Below are 18,016 nucleotides of genomic sequence, written 5' to 3' on the forward strand. Positions count from 1 at the left end.
ATGAAAAAACAAAAACTATTTTTTAAAAATATGTTTAAAAACATTATCAAAAACCAATTGCAACTTGTGATGGTAATTTTGTTAATGTTTTTGTCTGTTTTTGTCTTTACACTAACAGATTCTTCATCTCAAAGATTAACCAAGAGCAGAGATGATTTTGCTTTAAAAAGTAATTTACATGATGCTGTAATAAAATTTGAGGGAAGTACTTATAATTTTATGGAAACAGACGAATTTAGAACAATAACCAATACTGAACTTAGAAATGAAATTGTGCTCAACTATTTAAAAAATAGTTTAGCTAAAAGTAACAGTGATTTAAAATTTGATTTTGATCGTACTGAAGCTAGGAATTTTGCATTAAGTTCAGGAAAAACTTTAAAAACAATCTCACTTGATCCAGATAAAGCTGTTGATTCATTTGTAGTTTCAGTTGGAATGAGTTTAGCCACATGAAAAGAATATGAAAACTCATTAAATGATTTAACTCGTAGATGAGTTTATGTTTCTGAAACATTTGCAAAAGCAAATGACATTCAAATTAATGATGTCATTAGAGTTAATGATGATGCTTTTGGAACATCAGTTAAAGTAAAAGATAGTGAAAAATTTGCAGTTGATTTAACTGATTATGAAAATCAAGATATTAATAGTTGAATTACCAATTCACTTTATTCTTCAATGAATTGATTTCAAGTGGTAGGGTATGGTGCCAGTGCTAACTTTATGGCACCAATCATTGATTACACTTCACCACTTCCAAATAATGTAAATGAAGGATTAGTTTATGTCAATCCAAAAAATTTTGGATGACAAAAAAACTATTTAGAAGCTTCATTTAGCAATGAGATTGTTACAAAAATGCAAGAAGTAATTGATGATATTAAAAACTATAAAGTTTTTAATAACAATACTGAAACTCAAGCACTTGAAACTTTAAGAGCAGTTTCAAATCAAGATAAAGAAGTTTATTATTCAATAAAATTTTTAAATGATAAACTAAATATTGATCAAGCAGCAACTCAATTAAATGATCTGCTAACTGATTTGAATAAAGCTCAAACAGTTGGTTTAACCTCAAATTACAAACCAGCAAGTGACAGTTTTGGAAAATTAGTTTACAGCATTAATGATGGAGATTACGATTATAAATTAAGAACAAGTATGTTTCCCATGATTGTTTTGTATTTCCGTTTAATAATGTATGTTTCCACAGTGGTTATTGTTTTAATTGGAGTTTGAATTTTAATTATTATTTTAAAAAACAACATCCAAAAAACTTTTGGACAAAATGGAGTCTTAATATCTTTAGGATATAAAAAGCGAGAATTGATTTTATCAAATCTCCTTTACCCAATTTTTATTTCAGTAATTGGAGGAATTGCTGGTTACTTGCTAGCACTACCATTTCAACTATTTGTCACAAATATTTTTGCCAATTTCTTTACCATTAATTTTGCCGATCCAGATTTCTCTTTAATTGGTTTAGGTACAATGGTCTTTGGATTGTTTGGTTTATTATTAGGAATTACTTTATTAACTTACTGAATTATGTTCAGTAAGTATTCAACTTTACAAATGATTAACTATGAAAATATTACAACCACAAGTAATTTCAAAATTAAATTTAAAAAACTTTTAACAAAACGTAAAAACTTTGATTCAAGATTTAAGGGAGCAATTTTGTCTTCATCAATTTCAAAATTTGTTTCTATAACTTCGGTTATGTTGGTGTCATCATTGATTGTGGCTGTTGGGGTCATTTCTCCAGACATGTTAAATAACTATGCCAAATACATGTATATTGACAATGAGTTTGACAATCAAATTGAATACCAAACTCCAATGTATAATGCACCAACAACATTTTATAAAACATATAATCCAGATAGTGGAGCTGTTTTACCAACAGCTTCAAGTTCTAAATTATTAGAAATGTATTTGGCTAATGAAATTTCTGCAAATGTTTATGCACCAAAAGATGATATTGGAACTTTAACAGATTTAAATTATAAAAATTTAAACAAGGATTTTTTAACAAACTTAAATCTAAATTTAGATGTATCTGGTGAAGGACTTGATAGTGCAATTTTAAAAGGCACAATCATTTCAAGTGTTTGAAGTGATTACAAAACTTACAAACTTGATCAGTATACAAATAAACAAAAATTTTTAGATGTAATTAAAGATGAACAATCTTTAAAAGAAAGACTTGAAGACATTGAAAATTTAAGAGTATTTTATTTAAAATATCGTAACACAATTGGATTAGATATTCGTCGCAGTGAATTTTTCAAAGGTGCTCAACAGTTTGACAGTGGCAATACAGATCTAGTTAGCAATACAGAACTTGCAGATATGGGAATTGATGGAGCTAATGCTCAACCAATTTTAGCAAAATCTGGAAGAATTCAAAAAGATTCAATTTATGAAAAGAGTTTTTATGATGACTTAGATTCAGGTAGTGAAACTTGATACATCTTTACAGCTAGAGATGCAGCAGCACTTTACAATTGAGCAAGAGCCTTCTTTATGGATAATTTACAACAAGGATTTTTACAAGGAATTTATGTAAGTTCTCCAGAAAGCATGAGAAGAATTATGAGTGAAAGTTTTGTTGATGATTCAAAACAATTCAATGCTTTATTTAATGTAATTCCTTATTCAGTAGTCACTGATGATCTTGGAGTTTACTTAGATGCTGCAGTAAAAAATGTTGCATTTAAAATTTATGGAATTGAAGCTGATAACAAAACTCAGTTACTTTTAAATAATAAAGGAACAGATTTAAAACAAAAATTATTTGCCAACAAAGACAACATTGTTATTAATTCAGCTCTGGCAAAAATGCTAAAATTAAAAGTTGGTGATGAAGTTGATATTGAACATTTTTACCAAGCCTTAGCAAATGCAGGAAATGAAATAGATCCATATAGTTGAAATGCTGCAGAACTAAGTGCCAAAAGTGCTGATGGTTCAACTAATCAACAAGAATTATATTCTCGTTCACTGTTGAATTCACAAGACAAGGGTTGAAAAAATTCAACCATTGCTACTGACAGATTTGTTTATAATACAGAAATTGATACAACTAGTGAAACTTTAACAAAACCAACAGTAATGTCTGAAGTTGTTAATACTGGAGATGTTGGTAAAGTTACTGCAAGTACTAACAAAACCTATAAAGTTGTTGGAATTTCAAGACAATTTGGTACTCCAAAAGCTTGAATCCAAAATAGTGTTGCAAAAACTATTTCAGGTTATGAAAAATCTCAAGCTGTTTTATTTCAAGTTTTCTTAAAAGAATGAGAAAACCCCAAAGATTACAACTCTGGAGCAAACAGTAGTTTACTAACTGAATTTGTTAATAGAAATAAGAGTTGACAAACAAATGATCCAACTCAATCTGCAAATAAATATCAAGAGTTTTTAAACTGAACAAATGAAAATGCAGAGCATGGTAAAATTTTAAAATTATTTACAAATGAATACCCAATCTTTAATTATAAAAGTTCACAAAATAATGAATTTAATGATATTTCAAAAGGAGTCAGTGCCAGTCAGGAGTTTGGAGACTTTTCAAGCTATGGATTGAATGGGGGAACCAGTAATTCTCAAAGTATTACTGGTTATCAAATGGCTGCCATAAACAATGCCATTAAAATAGATTTAGCTTTACAAATTCAAACCCGAGTAATCAACAACATTAAAATTATTGTTTATTATGTTATTGCTACTTTATTATTTTTATGTTTAATTATCATTACTTTGATTGTTAACTTAGTAATTGTTAAATACCAAAAAATAATTGCAGTGATGAAAGTCTTGGGTTACAAGGATTCATATATTTTAAAAATCTTTGTAGGAATGTATCTACCAATTGTGGTAGTAACCACAATTTTAGGATTCATCTTGGGAGTTGTGGTGATGAGTTTAGTCACCACAAATATGACAAGTTCAGGAATTGTCTTACCTTTATTTATTTTCACTTGATGATACCCAATTGCTACTTTACTAATTGTGTGAATAATTTACACATCATCTTCAATTACCAGTTGAGAAATTCTAAAAAGAATTCGCTTACTAATAGCAGTACAAGAAAGTTAGGTGTGAGAATATGAAAAAACTTTTAAAAACACTTGCCAGTGTTGTGTTTATCAGCACCACTGCAGTCTTAACTGTGTCATGTGATAAAAATTGAATTGACTATATTGAAATTGAAAGACCTGATCCAGTTTATGCTATTAGAAAAACTGGCTTTCAAAATTTTGCTGCAGATAAAATTGATGTAAACAAATTTGTTTACACTTATGACTTAATTGATGAAGTTAAATTTTACTTAACTGACGGAGGTTATGATTTAAAACAACTAAACTGAGAAGTTGTTAGAAACAAAATGGTTTTAGAAAAAGGTCTAGAGGATAACTTGTTAAGAAATGGTACTTATATTTTTACAATTACCAATTCTCAAAATGGTAATGATAAAATTACAATTGAACAAAAAATCACAAACTCAAAATACTTACCAGATGTAATTGTTGAAACAGACTTAAAAGATATTGAAGACAATCGGGTTAGAACCATTTTAATGAGAATGATCTTTAGAAATTTAGGTTTAATTTCAAGAATTGATGATATTGCCAATGAAATGGTTAACTCAGATAAAATTAACCCAGAAGCTGACAAAGTTACTTTGGACTTTGGTTCATTTGATAAAGAAAATCGTGACAAGTTTTATGGAACAACTACACTTACTTATCGAGTGGTTGATTTTACCCCAGACTGAGGTCCTGGTCCAATTGATATTAATGATTTAGCCGCAAAAGGCAACACAGTTGTTAACAACGACTTAGGAACCTTGAGAAGTATCACACCATACCAAGCTTTTTCTCAATATGTTACTAACAACTTTGCCAATAAACTTAATTATTTGTCAATTTTAGTAAATGATATTGATGTTGATGGTTATAAAATTGCTTTAGACTCTGAAAATGGTTTGAATGCATACACTTTAACTTTTAACACCATTGCCAATCATGATGATGGTTATCCATCATATTTGACTGGAACTATAGTTTTAACTTTTAGATATTTTGGAATAAACCCAATTTAATAGCCTATAAAACCCTACAAAATGTAGGGTTTTTAAATAATTTATGAATAGTTTTGCAGATAAGTAAAAATTATTGCAAATTGTTAAAATTTTACAAAAAATTACGTTAAAATTTATACTAGAAATGGAGAATTTTAAATGAAAAAAATATTAGGAATGTTGGCAGTTATTGGTTTAACTGCCTCAACTGCTACAAGTGTTGTTGCTTGTAAACCAGATAAACCAGATAAACCAGAAGGGGTTGTTGAAACAATTCCTCTACCAAAAAACCCAACAACAAAAGAAGAACTAGTAACATTAATTAACACAGATGCCCAAACTATCAATACAAAAATAAATGAACTTTTTGTAAAAATAAAACCCTTACTTGATGAACACAAAGATGTTAGTGAGGCAATCTATTTTGTTGAGGAATTTAAAGATAGTGAAGATATCCAAGATGCTATTATTGGACAATATACAATAATGGCAATTAATGCTAAAACTGCTTTATTTTTGGCCAAGTATACACCAACAGATCAAGTTAAATTTTTTAATGAAAATAAAGAGAACTTGCAAAAAATAGAATTTGATCTCACTTTTACAGAAATTGATCATGAGGATGGACTCAAGTCAGAGTATATTGAAAAATTTGTCAATAGAATTGCAGGTGATCCTGATTTAATGAAGTCAATTACTGATAAAACTAAAGAAAGACTTAAAAAAAACATTGAGTGAATAAGAGATGACAAATTTCAGAAAGTAGACTAATCTAAATGCTTCAAAACTATGAAGATAGTTTTGAAGTTTTTTATACTAGTTTGAAAGTAAGACTTGGGTCAAATTTTTAAAATAATTGGTTGTAATAATTTTTTATAAGAGTTAATGAAAGATAATAATTAATTTTTTAAAATCTCATGGTTGTGATTTTTTGTCAACAATTGAGTGTAAAGTTACTAAAAGTAAATTAGTAAAAATGAACGATTATCTCTAAATGAACTACAAAATGTGTTAAAAATATCTAAAAAAGCCTTTGAATTTAACTGAGTCTATTAAATAAAACAAGAATTACAAGCTGTTTTTTAATAGACCTAGTATTTTGGTAGGTGTTTTTGATTAAATTCAAATAAAAATAAAAAAAATTAAATACGAAATTTTTGATATAATTTGTTTATAGATTGGAGAAATTAAATATGAAAAGATTATTATCATTTTTTGGAGCAGTAGGTTTAATAGCTACTGCAAGTGCAAATGTCATTGCTTGTGGAGGGTATGTTGTTGAACTACCAATTAATCCTGCCACAGTTGAAGAATTAATAAGTGTTTTAGAAGAAAAAAAATCAACATTTACTGAAGCTACTGCACTTTTAAAAGAGTTATTAAAAGAGGGGATCAACCCATCTAGCATAGTAGAAATGGCAAATGAGGATAACAAAAGCAATTCATCATTTCAAAAATTTCATATTAAAGCACTAGAAATTAATGCATATAAAGATAAAACCTTTCAATACATTAATACTTTAGATGAAGAGGGTGTGTCAACTTTTCTTACAACTAATGCTGTATTATTAGAAACTTATGCTATTACTGAGGAAACTGAAATTATTCCTAATGATGAGATTGAAGCTGGTGCAGATTCAGTAATTGCAAATATTTTTAATGTTAAATCCTACTCATCTTCAACCAAAGAGTCGGTTGTAAAGATTTTTGAATGAGTAAAAACAAACAATTTCACAAGTTAACTTGTTAACCCTAATTTAAGATAAATTAGGGTTTTTAATTGACAAATTTTAAAGCTATTTTAAAGTCAAACCCGGAATGATCATAAAGTTATAAAAATACTGAGAGAATTACTTATAAAATTTCTTTAAATATTACTGATATTAGCAAAATGGAATGTTTTTTGAAAATATCAATTTTTTTTGAAACTAATTAAACTTTCTAGGTTATAATGAATTTGTTAAGAGGAGAACCACGAAATGAAAAAATTATTAGCAATTTTTGGAGTATTTAGTATGGTGACCACTGCAAGCACAAGTGTGCTTGCATGTAACTCAGACCTGACAACACTAGATGCTGATTCAATCAAAAATCCAAGCAACAAAGCAGAACTTTTAAAACTTTTAAAAGCTAATAAAAATCTTAATGCTGAATTAAAAGCCACAGCCCTAGAACTAGTTCAATCAGGTCAAGTAGATAATGTTGAGGCATTATTTGATGATGAAGGACTTCAAAGTAATGAAAAATTTCAAAAATTTGTTTTAGATGGTGCAAAATTATATGTTCTAGGTGTTAAAACCTTTCAATATCTTGATTCTGTCAATCTAGTAATGGCAGGTAAATTCTTATTAGAAAATTATAGTCTTTTACTTAACTTTTTAGATATATCAGGTCTTAATGTTAGTGATATCAAATACTTTCTTAAAGCAATACTCAGAGATGTTGAACTTACCAGAGAACTTATCATGGAATATAAATCTTTGGCACAAAAAACAATAGATACATATTCAAAACTATTAGATTGAGCACTTGAAAATAAATTTTAAATTGCTTAGTTTTTTAAAAGATTGTAATTTTAGATCAAATAAATTATTATTAACAATTTTCAAATAACATAAAGCAAATGACTAAAGGTCATTTGTTTTTTTAATTAAAAATTTACTATACCAAAATCAATTCAAGTAGTTTACATAAGCATTTAGTAATATTTTTAAAGAAAAGTGATTTTTCTAAAAAAATAACACTTTTAAGTTATAATATTTAAGAAACAGGAGAAATACGAAATGAAAAAAATATTATCACTATTTGGAGCACTTGGTATGGTAGCTACTACAAGTACAACTGTAATTGCATGTACTACTGAGGGTATACCTCTACCAAAAAATCCATCAACTAAAGAAGAAATTATTAATTTAATAAACATTGATGCGCAAAATTTGTTAGCTGAAATGGATGATGTTGCCAAAAAGCTTGATGAAGTAACTAATTTTGATGAATTAAGCAAGATTTTACAAACATCAATTACTGCATTATGAACTTCATATGCATTTAATGCTAAGATAGCTCAATATTTGTGTTTGTTAGAAGCAACACAACAAGAAGAGTTTTTTAATGAACATGAATTGAATCTAGAAGAAATTGGCTTTTCTATCTACTTTCCAGAAATTAAAACTACAGAAAAAATCAAGCCTATTGATGTTGAGAATTTTATAGAACTGTTTTTTAATGATGAAGTTGATGACTTTATAATAGCAACAGATAAAACCAAAAAACAACTTTAAAAAATTATTAATTGAGTAAAAGAAAATAACTTTTCTCAAACAGTTTAACAACAGAACTTCAAAACTATAATTATAGTTTTGAAGTTTTTTTAGACTTAATACTTTTACAAGATCTAGTAAATAGTTTTATATGAATTGTTAATGTTGGGGGTAATTAAAGAAATCATATAGAACACTTTTGTTTGAAAGCTCTTAAATTAATTCAAATAGTTAATTGCTTTTTTTGAATAATTAAAAAGACAGTTTTTTGTGTGGGTGCTAAATTTTCTTAAAAAATTTCAATTTTTAAAACAATGAGTGTTAAAATATAAAAAGAAATTTAGGGGAATCATGTATGAAATCAGTAGCAAAAACCATTAATAATGTTGGGTCATATATATTTTTAACAAGTTTAATCCCAATTATGACTTTTGCAATTATTTTAATTGGGATTAAACACTTAATTGAATCCGGCTTAGAAACATTTAGTGACTTTGGAGAGTGATTAAAATCAATTTTAAGTCCTTCTTTAGAAACAATTTCTCAATTGGGAGTAATTATTTTAACAGTAAGTTTAGTACTATTTGTTGTAGTTTTAATTCAAACTATATTTAACAATATGAAAAAAGAAATTTTAGTAGTTTTAGGAAGTTTGATCAGTTTTTTAGTTGGTTTTGCTTTATTTTGAATTGGTGCAATACCTTTTTTTAAAACTGTCAATGACCCTAGTTCAATTTCTTTAGTTACAGGGTTATTATTTATTTACTTAGGAATATCAGGTACTTTAATGGTTAGTGGTTCAGCACTTTATTTGTTGGCATTTTTCTTGTTTAAAAAAAGAACAAAAGCTTCTAAAAAAACTGACTAAGTTTACTAACCTAGAAGAAACATTATATTGGAAACATTATAGTAAATAGCAAAAAAATATTGATAAAAAAGTTATAAATAATAATACACTTTTTGGTAGCTATAGACTTCTATTAACAAAATAGGGGTCTATGATTTGTTTAATCAGTGCTAGATATTTTTCAATAGCAATTAAAAACCCTTGAACTAGTAATGCTCAAGGGTTTTATTTTTACATTTTTAATTTTATTCAATTGGAGCTTTTGCCCATTCTAAACCTTCATCAATAAACTTTGTATAATCTGGATTAGACAATTCTTTATTATTTGTAATATTAACTCAATCTAACACGTCATCTCAATCAACTTGGAAAATTTCCACTTTATCCCCATTATAATCAAATTCAAAAGCATCTATATTAAGCTGTGTCAATTTGTAAAATGGCACATAACGCAGAGAGTTTCAAACTCTACTTTTTTGTGTATTGCTATTAGTCTTCAAAAATTCCTTATATGATTCTTGTCAATTCTCAGGACCTGTACCAGTAGTAGGATTTACATCATTTTATTTTAATCATTCAGACTCCTCTGCATCACTCAAAGTCTTATATTTTTGACGTCCCTCTCGTATAATTTCATAAATTTTAATCACATCTTCTTGGTTTTTTGGTTGTGGTTGATTTCGTAAAGTAAATCAAGACTCATCCACAGTAGGGGCATGATTGTCAGGTTTACATGCTATAACTGTTGATGAAGCAGCACTTGTGATTAAAAGTGCTGATAACAAAGATAAAATTTTTCTCATAATACTTCCTCTTTTCTAATGATCAATTTCCAAGGGTTTTCTTAACGGTTTTTAAATTTATTCAATTGGAGCTTTTGCTCATTCTAAGCCTTCATCAATAAATTTTGTATAATCTGGATTAGACAATTCTTTATTATTTGTAATATTAACTCAATCTAATACATCATCTCAATCAACTTGGAAAATTTCCACTTTATCCCCATTGTATTCTAAATAAAAATCTGGTAAATCAAGTTGAGTCATTTTGAAATAAGGTATTAAATGTAGAGAAGAATAAACACCTCTTTTTTGTGTGTTACTATTTGTTTTCAAAAATTCCTTATATGATTCTTGTCAATTCTCAGGACCTATACCACTAGAACTTACATCATTTTCTTTTAACCAGTTAGTCTCTTCTACATCACTCAAAGCCTTATATTTTCAAAACCCATCTTCTATAAGTTTATAAATTTTAATCACATCTTCTTGGTCTTTTGGTTGAGGTTGATTTCGTAAAGTAAATCAAGATTCATCCACAGTAGGGGCATGATTGTCAGGTTTACATGCTATAACTGTTGATGAAGCAGCACTTGTGATTAAAAGTGCTGATAACAAAGATAAAATTTTTCTCATAATACTTCCTCTTTTCTAATGCTCTTATTATAGCATAGAATATTAACTACTTTTTCTAGATTATTTTAGAAAAATTTAACAATTTTTATTGTAATTTTTTTCCAAAGTAGTATTATTATTACGGAAAGGAACGTAATAATGAAAAAAAATAGCACATATGAAAAGTTAATTGAAAAACTTTTCAAAACAAAAAGCAAATCAAAAATTAACTGAAAAACAATATTAATCACAGCAAGTGTCACATCGATTACAGTTGGGTCAATTCTAGCAACAGTTTATTCAGTTGATAAAGCAGAGAAAATTAAAACAAGTTACATATTTGATGATAGAACTTTTGAAAATAAAAATGAAATGATTGACTATGCATATAGCAATTCAGATGTCAAAAAATATAGTTATGATAGCAGCAGCTATTTATTTGAAGACCAAATCTATAATTCAAAAGATCAATTAAACAATCATATTTTAAACAAATTTGCAATCAAGGAGCAAAAAACTATAAAAAATCCTAAAGATTATGTAGTGGACTACAGTGGAAAATTAGGAAATGGAGTTTTAACAGACAAAACTGAAAATTTACAAAAAGTTTACAAGGGATTAAGTGGTGATAGTTACTTTGATAAAAATGATGCAATTGATTCATATACAAATAATTATCAAACATCATATTCAATTGAAGGTAAAGAATTTGAAAATATATATTCTGCACAAAATTACTATAGAGATGTAAAATTGGCAGAGTTAGAAGATGTAAATTATGGAAAAACTACATGTTACATTAAGGGTTCAATTTGTGAAACTGAAGATGAAATAAAATCATGAATTAGAAGAAATGTTAAACCTGGATTTGACTATAATGGAAATCATTTTAGTGATTATAATTATGCAGAGTTTCAAAATGCTGTGCAAGATTTAGATCAAAGAATTATTGATGAAAACATTAAAGAGGTTGCAAATACCGATAAAAATGAATATTGAATTGAGCACAATAATAGTACATTTTTAGGTTTTTTTGTAGGTCCAAAGTATGTTCAAACTAGGGAAAAACTAACAGAACTTAGTTGAAATCCAATAAGTTCTATGAATATTGACTTTATTTCTACCTTTTTTATGGCCAGATCTTTTATTGATGTTTATTCTGTCTATCTAGAAACAAAATTGACAAATTCAAATAATGAAGAATATGAGTTTTTTAATTATATTGATGACCTTAGACAAAGTGGCATTATTTCACAATTAACTTTCAAAAATTTCAAATCATTGTCAGAGAAGTACTTTAAAGAATTTATTTATGCCAAATCAGATAAGTTGAATCAAATTAAAAATAATGAACTTACTAATTTTCATAAATTTTTGATAACAATCAAAAGTGTAATTGAATATAGCAAGATTTTCCCGCGAGCAGATTTTGAATTGAATGAATTTGAAAACCTGGCAAAGAAAATTGTTGTTGAAGCAATGAAAAGTAATAAAAAACTTACAGATAATTTATTTAAAGGCATAGATGGCGGAATTGATTTTTTACTTAAAGAAAATGTTAAATTTGATGATATTTACAATTTACATTTAAATAGTCAAGCATTTTATGAAAATAATACTGACCTTACTTCATTTTTAAAAACCTATGAAAATTTCACTAAAGTGATGGATGGTATAATGACAATACTGGGAGGGGTAGCAGCATCTTTAAACCTTGTAAAGGCTGTTAAATCTGGTGGACAAACTAGTAAAGAAAGTTTAAATGGAGAGATTAAATCAGCCATTGAGACCAGTGAAGCAATTGCAAGCCGCAATAGTGAAATATTTATGAGTGAATTAGGAATTGATTATACTTCAAAACTATTAAATGGTAAGAATAGAGCTGCTGTTATTGGAATTATTGCAGCTACAATAAGTTTGCTTGTAGCAATATGAAACATTTCAAAAGTTTTGAGTTTTATAAGCATGGATACATATGAAGCAGTAATTGATGAAAATCAATCTTTATTTTATATAACACCAAACATAAGAATTCCACTTATAGGTCAATTTTTCCCTAAAAAAGACCCAAATATTAAAACAACAATAACTCCATTGGTGGATTCAGTTTTAAGTTATTCATCAAATAATATGCAAGGAAAAGTATGAGAATTCAATAATGCATATTATTTTGAAAAACAAAGAGCAATTGAGAGACTTAAAAATGAAATTTATTTAAACCCAGAAAAATATATCAGAACTTCAAAATTATATGCTTCCATTTTTGATGATAGTGATTACATATTGGGCTTACCCCGAATTTCAACTTCTGCAAATGATGGAGGTATATCTAAGGCACAGTATGAAAAATTAATAATTGAAGAAAAGGAAAAATATATAAATATTCTTTTTGAAAAATATTATGAAAAAAACAAAGCCTCTTATTATCTTGATGGCTTTGGAAACTACTTTGATACTAGACTTGCAGCACAAAAAAGTTTAGAGGATAAAGTTGATAGTGAACAGTATTATAAAAAACACTATACTTATCTAGTTCCTGAAACTGGTAAAAAAGTTTATGAGACATCAGTTGATGGTATCAAAAATGTCATTAAACAAAATCAACATGTTTATTCAAAACTAGTATTATCAACAGATTTATTTTCAACAAGTGTCTATCAAAATCTAAAAGAGTATGATGGACAAACATATACAATTTATTCTTTAGATTATTATGGAATTGAAATGTATTTTGAGTCATATCAACAAGTCTTGAATTATTTAGATGCAAATCTAAATTATAAACTTATTGATATCAATCACCAAATTGAAATAATTAATTATAAAAATATGCAATTCTTAGGTAGTGCAGAATTTGAAAATTGAATTCTAAATAATTCCTCTACTATAAGTAGTGTAGCAAATAATCTTGATGGAATGAGAGGGCAAACATATGCTTAAAAAAATGCTTATATCATTAATGGCAACTTCATTGCCATCAACAACAGTTATTTCAGCAATAAATATGAATGATGTTCAAACTCATTACTATGAAAATCTAAAATCAGACATAATTAATAACTCTATTAAACTAGAAGATTCATATTATACTGAATATGATGGACAAAAGTTTTATAGCCAAGATCAATTAGATGGACATATTTATCAACAAAGTAATATTGAATCAGTGGTAACTTCATCAAACCCAAGTAAAATAGTCAAAGATTATGAAAATCAAGTTCTTGATGGAGATAAAGTTTTTGATACAGATATTGAAACAGCAAAAAAAGTTTATAGAGATGCTTTTGGAAATGTAGCTTTAACTCATCAAGATGCCTTAAATACATATACCAATCCAGGACTTGTAAAAGAGAAATATAGTTATGATGCCCAAGAATGATTTAGTAGTGCAGAAGAAGCAAAAATCTATGAAAAAAATAATTTAGATATTTATAAGTCAATTTTTCAGTTATGAGGTAACAATTATTACAATGCCTTCAATTTAGAGGATATGGAAAAATTAATTCTAAATTTTAGAAATGGGATATCTGTAAATATTAAGAAAAACTTAGAAGGGGGAACCTTAAAAACTCCATATACTTTTGTTGGAAGTGAATCTGATGGATTTAGTTTTATAAAAGCAAAATTATTTAACAATTTTGTAAACACCTATTTTTCACAAGTTGTTAAAATGGAGCACCAAAGTATGATGGTGGTTCAACCAACTGAAAAACATGAATTAAGAATCCATTTTTCTTCAGCTCCTGAGCAAGACATTTATTATGGTGAAAAAGGGGAATCATTTCAATTAGTATTTGCAAACAAGTATGATTCAAACGAAAGCATGTTAAATGATTTTAAAAATGAAGCATGATGAAATAAGGGTTCAGAAGGTAGTTATTCAATTGGTAGAAAATATGTATATCGTAACTTCAAATTAATTAATCCAACAACAGGAAGAGTGGAGGATGCAGTGGTTAAAACTGTTCCTAATTGATCTTATGGAGGTGGAAAGAACAAGTATGATTTTAGTAAATACAATTATTCTGATAAAACAACAAGTGTTGCAAAGCTCTATTTAGATACAAATAAATCAAAATATTTAGGGTCACTAACTAACTTACCAAAAAGATACTCAGTTAATGACCTTGAATCTGGTGAACGTCAAAGACTATATGATATTTGATTTGAAAGTTACTTTAGAAATGTTTTAACAAAATTTTATTACAAAAACAGTAATGGTAGCACAATTTCAAATGGTGCAAATGTTACTATAAAATATGCTGATGTCATTAATCAAAAATTAATTGCCAATGCAGATAATAGTGTTTACAAAGACTTGTATTTCACAATGAATTCAGGTAATGGTAAAAACTATTCTTTCTTACAAAGCTACTTTGATTTTTTACCAAAAAAATTAGAACTTTTAAATAACCCAAAAAACATTGATGGTGTAAATCTCTATGAACTAAGACCAGATTATTATGTAACCAAAGAAGATCTAGAAGTTTTTATTCCTTTTGAAATGGGTCCTGATGCAAGAGTTAAATATTTTCAGTCAACTGATAATAAATTATCAGATATTGAAGGTAAAATGTTGTCTAACTCTAAACAAGAAGCATTAGAAAAAGCATTTATTAATAATGCTAGATCTTTAAAGAAAAAATATATTGCTTATGATGTTTTTGGAAACGGTGTGACATCTGGTGATAGTGAAGAAGATGCAATTAGAACCTTACAGCAAAAAATACTTACTGAATCAAAATTTGTTAGCATTCAAGAATACCAACAGTGAAATTTAAATTATAAAATTGATTTTGCAAGTGTTATTTCAGATGGAAGATATGTAGTTTATAGAATAAAAGACCCAAATAATCTTGGCAAATTTATTTACTATGCTTCACTAGAAAAAGCACTAGCATCTGTTAAATCAAGTTTAAGAGTTTCAGATAAGGTTGTAGAAAAATACACAAGTTGCTTTTTGTATAACTACAAAAGTCAAGATGGTGAAATAATTCCAATTATCTACTTTAATTATGATGTTGATTATGTAGCTAATTTGATTTCCACCAATTATTTAAAACACTAAATTATTATAAAACTACTTAGAATAACTGAGTAAAATTTAAAAGTAAATAATTAACAACATCAAAAACATGTCTTGTTCCAAGGGCAAAAGAAACTCTAAAGCTGTTATAAAAACTTAGAATAACAAGAATAATGAATTACAGTAATAAAAAGTCAATTTAAAAAGTAAATTACAATTATATAATTTATATTATTTTAATAGATTTTGAAATCTATTGAGAAATTAATTATTCTAATGTTAATATTTTAAATTTGTGTAGAGGTGATTATCAATGAAGAAGAATGATGTTGATAAATTATTGTTTAATACACTAAAATTTCTTTTAAATATCCAATTATTACTAAAAATTAACTATTTTTTTTAAAAAACTAAACTTATAAGTTATAATTATTTATGAAAAGGAGAAATACGAAATGAAAAAATTATTATCACTATTTGGAGCAATTGGTATGGTAGCTACTGCAAGCACAAGTGTTATTGCATGTACTAATACCGAAGGTTCTTCATTACCAAAAAATCCATCAACTAAAGAAGAAATTATTGCATTAATAAACAATAATGTAAAAGATTTAGTAGCAAAAATGGATGAAATTAATGATGAAGTTATGGCTATACTTGATGAGTATGAGGACTGAGAAGGTGATGAACCTATATTTATTGTTCCAGCATTTAAGGAAAAACAGGTTATGCAAGATGCACTTATTGGTCTGCTTTCTCAGTATGCATTTAGTGCCAAAGTGGCCCAATATATATGTACACTTGATGTAGCAGATCAAAAAACTTTTTTTGGAGAACATAAAGTAAATCTAGAAAAAATATCCTTTGTAATAATCTTCCCTGAAATTAAATTAGCAAATGGAATTTTGCAAGAAAAGGTTAATACTTTTGTCACAAGTTTATTTGATGATGATTTTGAAGATATTGCTTCAGCAACAGATAAAACCAAAGAACAGTTTAAAAAAATTGCTGCTTGAGTAATGGAAAACAAATTTTCGACCAGCAGCTAATTTTTGAACCTTAAAACTATAATTATAGTTTTAAGGTTTTTTTAGTATAGGCAAGTCCATTTAAAAAATTCAAGATAAAAGTAAATAAATTTAGAGCATGTGGCCACTATTTTTAAATAGACCAAATCTTACCAACAATTCTTTTTGAATAGCAGTAATTTACGATAATGACTAGAGTAGTATTTTTTTTGTAATAATTTTTGAAAAAGTCAATCTCTATTTTATAATATTTATGAAATAATTTTCATAAAAATGAAAAAAAGAGGGACTTATAGTATGAGCATCAGTAATTTGTATAAAAAAATTCAAACAAAATTTCCAGGTATGAATGAAAATAACCAAGCAATTGCTAAATATCTAATTGAACAATGAAATGAAATTCGTCATATTTCCTTAAAAAAAATTTCTCAAGCCACAAAACAATCCCCAGCAACAATAGTAAGATTTTGTAAGGAGTTTGGTTACCAAGGGTTTTATCAATTTCGAAAATCTGTTTTAGAAATTAATGATAATTTAAACTACAATAATTTAGAATTAATTTTTAAAAAAGATGTTTTTAAAGATATTTCTACTTTTGAAGAATGCTACTGACAAAGAATGGAGCAGGGTAGAAATGTTATAAAAGGGTTAATTGCTAATAAAACCATAGCAAAAATCACTGAAATGTTGTATGAAGCTAACAAAATAGTGATTGCAGGTATGAATATTAACTATAACCAAAGTGTTGATTTTAAAAATAAGATGATTTCTATTGGAAAAAACTGTATGGTTGAATGTGATTTACACCTTTTAAAAAGTTTAGCCCATACCACAAGTGCAAATGATCTAGTCATAACAATCTCTTTATCAAATGAAAACGCCAACATTATTCAGTTTGGGAATAATGCAAAAACCAATCATGCTAAATGAATTCATATTTTTTCAAAGCAAACTCAACTTTTAAACCCAAAACCAGACCTTGAAGTTGAAATTGATGTTGATGAAAATGGTATGTGAAACCTTTATTCATCAAGAGGAGCTATTATTTTTTACCTGTTTAATGTAATTTTTGCCAATTACATTATTTTTCAAGAAAACGAAAAAAATTAATGCTCAAAATAGTAGCATTATTTTTAGCATTTCCAGATAATTGGAGTAGTTGTATTATCTACAACACTGCAAGTACAATGATAATGATTAAAATTACAAGTGCTGTTAAGTAGCAACCAATAAAGGTTCACTTGATGGTTGGTTTAAATCAAACCTGATATCCTTTAGAGTTTTTCACTAGTTTTAAAGCAGCCCATGTAAATAGTGGAATCAAAATTAAAACAGCAAAAACTGATATTAAGGCATTTAGCATCTTGAT

The 18,016-nt window shown here is 27.2% G+C and carries 15 protein-coding genes; 11 read left to right on the plus strand and 4 right to left on the minus strand.

The window, feature by feature from the left end; genetic code table 4:
• The 7 genes from SCLAR_RS02130 to SCLAR_RS02160 all read left to right on the plus strand — a co-directional run bounded on the left by SCLAR_RS02130 (position 1) and on the right by SCLAR_RS02160 (position 9,220).
• Complete coding sequence (locus tag SCLAR_RS02130; RefSeq protein WP_100254305.1) at positions 1-4,107, plus strand: ABC transporter permease; 4,107 nt, start codon at positions 1-3, stop codon at positions 4,105-4,107.
• Positions 4,108-4,117: 10 nt separating this feature from the next.
• Positions 4,118-5,113: a Vmc-like lipoprotein signal peptide domain-containing protein gene (locus SCLAR_RS02135; protein ID WP_100254306.1), complete on the plus strand. Its 996-nt coding sequence runs from the start codon at positions 4,118-4,120 to the stop codon at positions 5,111-5,113.
• Between the two features lie 138 nt (positions 5,114-5,251).
• Positions 5,252-5,863, plus strand: coding sequence for a lipoprotein (locus SCLAR_RS02140; protein ID WP_100254307.1), 612 nt, complete (start codon positions 5,252-5,254; stop codon positions 5,861-5,863).
• 422 nt (positions 5,864-6,285) lie between these two features.
• Complete coding sequence (locus SCLAR_RS02145) at positions 6,286-6,834, plus strand: lipoprotein (RefSeq protein ID WP_100254308.1); 549 nt, start codon at positions 6,286-6,288, stop codon at positions 6,832-6,834.
• A gap of 237 nt (positions 6,835-7,071) precedes the next feature.
• On the plus strand, positions 7,072-7,638 hold the full coding sequence (locus SCLAR_RS02150) for a lipoprotein (RefSeq protein ID WP_100254309.1): 567 nt from the start codon (positions 7,072-7,074) through the stop codon (positions 7,636-7,638).
• A gap of 237 nt (positions 7,639-7,875) precedes the next feature.
• Complete coding sequence (locus SCLAR_RS02155) at positions 7,876-8,373, plus strand: lipoprotein (protein ID WP_100254310.1); 498 nt, start codon at positions 7,876-7,878, stop codon at positions 8,371-8,373.
• A gap of 334 nt (positions 8,374-8,707) precedes the next feature.
• Positions 8,708-9,220 carry a hypothetical protein gene (locus SCLAR_RS02160; protein ID WP_100254311.1) on the plus strand — a complete coding sequence of 171 codons (513 nt, stop codon included), beginning with the start codon at positions 8,708-8,710 and terminating at the stop codon, positions 9,218-9,220.
• A gap of 224 nt (positions 9,221-9,444) precedes the next feature.
• Here the strand turns inward: SCLAR_RS02160 and SCLAR_RS07120 are convergent, their stop codons facing one another.
• From SCLAR_RS07120 to SCLAR_RS02170, 3 genes are all read right to left on the minus strand, one after another.
• On the minus strand, positions 9,445-9,645 hold the full coding sequence (locus SCLAR_RS07120; protein ID WP_169921836.1) for a hypothetical protein: 201 nt from the start codon (positions 9,643-9,645) through the stop codon (positions 9,445-9,447).
• 117 nt (positions 9,646-9,762) lie between these two features.
• A complete protein-coding gene (locus tag SCLAR_RS02165; RefSeq protein WP_100254312.1) occupies positions 9,763-10,002 on the minus strand; it encodes a hypothetical protein in 240 nt (79 codons plus the stop codon).
• Positions 10,003-10,059: 57 nt separating this feature from the next.
• A complete protein-coding gene (locus tag SCLAR_RS02170) occupies positions 10,060-10,614 on the minus strand; it encodes a hypothetical protein (RefSeq protein WP_100254313.1) in 555 nt (184 codons plus the stop codon).
• A 138-nt stretch (positions 10,615-10,752) separates the two neighbouring features.
• On the opposite strand from SCLAR_RS02170, the gene SCLAR_RS02175 reads away from it, so the two are divergent.
• The 4 genes from SCLAR_RS02175 (at position 10,753) to SCLAR_RS02190 (ending at position 17,757) form a co-directional block, all read left to right on the plus strand.
• Complete coding sequence (locus tag SCLAR_RS02175; protein WP_100254314.1) at positions 10,753-13,533, plus strand: hypothetical protein; 2,781 nt, start codon at positions 10,753-10,755, stop codon at positions 13,531-13,533.
• Positions 13,526-15,661: a hypothetical protein gene (locus SCLAR_RS02180; protein ID WP_100254315.1), complete on the plus strand. Its 2,136-nt coding sequence runs from the start codon at positions 13,526-13,528 to the stop codon at positions 15,659-15,661. Before SCLAR_RS02175 ends, SCLAR_RS02180 begins: the two co-directional genes overlap by 8 nt.
• A gap of 413 nt (positions 15,662-16,074) precedes the next feature.
• The gene (locus SCLAR_RS02185; RefSeq protein ID WP_100254316.1) at positions 16,075-16,668 is read left to right on the plus strand and encodes a lipoprotein; all 594 of its coding nucleotides are present in this window, start codon (positions 16,075-16,077) and stop codon (positions 16,666-16,668) included.
• Positions 16,669-16,944: 276 nt separating this feature from the next.
• The gene (locus tag SCLAR_RS02190; protein WP_169921837.1) at positions 16,945-17,757 is read left to right on the plus strand and encodes a MurR/RpiR family transcriptional regulator; all 813 of its coding nucleotides are present in this window, start codon (positions 16,945-16,947) and stop codon (positions 17,755-17,757) included.
• Between the two features lie 58 nt (positions 17,758-17,815).
• On the opposite strand, the gene SCLAR_RS02195 is transcribed toward SCLAR_RS02190, so the two are convergent.
• The gene (locus SCLAR_RS02195; RefSeq protein WP_100254318.1) at positions 17,816-18,010 is read right to left on the minus strand and encodes a hypothetical protein; all 195 of its coding nucleotides are present in this window, start codon (positions 18,008-18,010) and stop codon (positions 17,816-17,818) included.
• Positions 18,011-18,016 lie beyond the last annotated feature (6 nt).

The sequence above is a fragment of the Spiroplasma clarkii genome, from assembly GCF_002795265.1.
Classification (GTDB): domain Bacteria; phylum Bacillota_I; class Bacilli_A; order Mycoplasmatales; family Mycoplasmataceae; genus Spiroplasma_A; species Spiroplasma_A clarkii.